This is a genomic window from uncultured Caballeronia sp., assembly GCF_964243625.1.
Taxonomy (GTDB): Bacteria; Pseudomonadota; Gammaproteobacteria; order Burkholderiales; family Burkholderiaceae; genus Caballeronia.
Map to the genome: position 1 here is coordinate 1 of NZ_CAXTGZ010000762.1, position 2,593 is coordinate 2,593.

At 63.5% G+C, this 2,593-nt stretch carries 2 protein-coding genes and 1 pseudogene; 2 read left to right on the top strand and 1 reads right to left on the bottom strand.

From position 1 onward, the window contains the following. Nucleotides 1–294 (bottom strand): annotated as a pseudogene (locus ACFFAR_RS30520) (aminomethyl-transferring glycine dehydrogenase); the annotation flags it as partial. A 130-nt stretch (nucleotides 295–424) separates the two neighbouring features. On the opposite strand from ACFFAR_RS30520, the gene ACFFAR_RS30525 reads away from it, so the two are divergent. Beyond that, complete coding sequence (locus ACFFAR_RS30525) at nucleotides 425–1,531, top strand: ATP-NAD kinase family protein (RefSeq protein ID WP_375509151.1); 1,107 nt, start codon at nucleotides 425–427, stop codon at nucleotides 1,529–1,531. A 42-nt stretch (nucleotides 1,532–1,573) separates the two neighbouring features. Next, nucleotides 1,574–2,503: a 3-hydroxyacyl-CoA dehydrogenase gene (locus ACFFAR_RS30530; protein WP_174364791.1), complete on the top strand. Its 930-nt coding sequence runs from the start codon at nucleotides 1,574–1,576 to the stop codon at nucleotides 2,501–2,503. The last annotated feature ends 90 nt before the right edge of the window (nucleotides 2,504–2,593 follow it).

The window sequence follows — 2,593 nt, forward strand, 5'->3', positions numbered from 1 at the left end:
CCAGACCGATGTCAGGAATTCGCTGCGGCGCGCGATTTCATCGCAGATGGCGGGAACGTGATGACGCCAGCAGCCGCCGCCCAGGAAGCTCAAATGGCTTTCGCAGTGATCGTTCTGGCTCAGCGTATCGATCAGATGGCGGCGCAGCGCAGCTTCCGAACTCAACGCTGGCGGCAGCGCGATGGCTCTTTGAGTCAGGTGATCGGCGGGAATCTGTTCGAACAATTCCGCGACGCTGGCGGCGCCGATCGCGTCCAGCATCTCTTGCTGGATCGCGCTCACGGAATTGGCCATGAAGGGATGCGGCTGTGGTCGCATTCGCATTGCTCCGGTGATGCGCGCACGAATTTTTTATTGCGCACATTTGTTTGTATGGCGCACAATATAGCCAGATCAATTTGATGCCGCAAGGCCAAAAACGCTCGTGTCACTGTGCATCGGGGTGGTCATTAATCCGCTTGCCGGCGTCGGCGGCCCGGTCGGCTTGAAAGGCAGCGACGGTGCCGGGACGGTTGCCGTGGCGCGTGAACTGAATGCGTCATTCGATGCCGCAAGGCGCGCGCTGCCGGCGTTGCTGAACCTTGGCCGTGTAGACGTCGTGACCGCAGCCGGAGCAATGGGCGAGGACGCCTGCCGCGAGGCTGGCCTGCAGGCGCGCATCGTCGCGTGGCCGGACAGTGAGGTGACTTCATCGGCGGATACGCAGGCGGCGTGCCGGGCGTTTATCGATGCAGGCGCGAAGCTGATCCTGTTTGCCGGTGGCGATGGCACGGCGCGCGATGTCGCCGCGGCCGTCGGCATGGAGGTGCCGCTGATTGGCGTGCCCTGCGGCGTGAAGATGTATTCCGGCGTGTTCGCGATGAACGCGTCGCGTGCCGGCGAACTGGCGGCGCGTTGCGCGCGAGGGCCGTTCGAGGTGCAGGCCGTGGAACTACTCGATATCGACGAAGCCATGCTGCGCGCCGACCGGAGTTCATCGCGCCTGCATGGTTATGTGCTGGCGCCCGTCGATCGTGCTCGCATGCAGGGCAGCAAGGCGCAGATGCCGGCCAACGACCGCGCCGATACGGACGCAGCATGCCGCCAACTGGCGGCGCAATTCGAGCGTGACACGCTGTATATCGTGGGACCGGGAACGACGATGGCAACGCTCTGCGAACACGCGGGCGTGAAGGGCACGATGCTCGGCGTCGATGCCATTGCGAATGGCCGCGTGATCGCAGCCGACGCTTCCGAGGCGACGCTGCTCGATCTTCTAGATAAGTGGACGTCGGCGGCGATCGTGGTGGGTGTCATCGGACGGCAGGGGTGTTTGTTTGGCCGCGGCAATCAGCCGATCAGCGCACGCGTGCTGGCCCGCGTGCCGCGCAATCGCATCGAGGCGGTGGCGAGCGTGACCAAGTTGCTGTCGCTGGTAGATGGCAGGCTGTTCGTCGATACCGGCAATGCCGATACCGACCGTGCACTTGCCGGGCCGCTTCGGATTCGCACCGGCGCCAACCGCAGCATGGTCATGCGCGTGATGAATTAGGCGTGGCAGGTTCAACGGGATCAACGCAGAAACGGAGGATGGATGGAGACGGTCGCGATAGTGGGCGGCGGTAGTATCGGTGTGGCGTTTTGCATTGTGTTTGCGCGGTCGGGTTTTACTGTCAAGCTCTACGATCCGGACGATGCCCGCCGCCGCGCGGTGAAGCCTGAAGTGCACGCACGGCTTGCGGATCTCGAGGAGTTTGGTCTGCTCGATCACGCGCCCGCAACGCTCCTCGCGCGCATTACCGTGGTCGATGAGCTTGCAGATGCAGTGCGTGACGCCGCGTTGGTGCAGGAATGCGCGCCCGAGCGCATCGACCTCAAGCGCGACCTGTTTGCGCAACTCGATGCGCTTGCCCCCGCCGATGCGGTGCTGGCGAGTTCATCGTCGGCCCTGGTCGCTTCGTCATTCGCCGATGTGCTGCCCGGACGCGAACGGTGTCTCGTTGCACATCCGGGCAACCCGCCGTATCTGATTCCCGTGATAGAGATCGTGCCCGCGCCCTTTACGTCCGACGACACCACGCGTCGCGCGCTCGCGCTTTATGAAACCGCCGGCCTGCATGCGGTGCGTGTCTCCGGCGAGATCGAGGGTTTCATCTTCAACCGGCTACAGGGCGCTGTGTTGCGGGAAGCGTATTGCCTCGTGCGTGACGGGATTGCGTCGACTGGCGATATCGATCGTGTGATGCGCGATGGCGTCGGTCTGCGCTGGTCGATAACGGGACCGTTCGAAACGGTTGATCTCAACACGCGGGGCGGCATTGCCTCACACGCGCAGAAAATGGGTCCGGCCTATGAACGGATGGGCGCATCGCGTGGGCAGCATGACCCCTGGACGACAGATCTCGTGGCGCAGGTTGCGAGTGAACGGCGCGCCGCGTTGCCGCTTGATCAATGGGACGCGCGCGTGCAATGGCGTGACAGACGGCTGATGGCGCTGATTCGCGAGCGTAGTGCCGCGCGATAGCCATGCGCGTTTAGAGCTTCGATGGCTTTGCATTAACGCTTATTTTGCACCCAAACCACGCCGGCGCCTGAGCCAGACCAAGCCGAACAG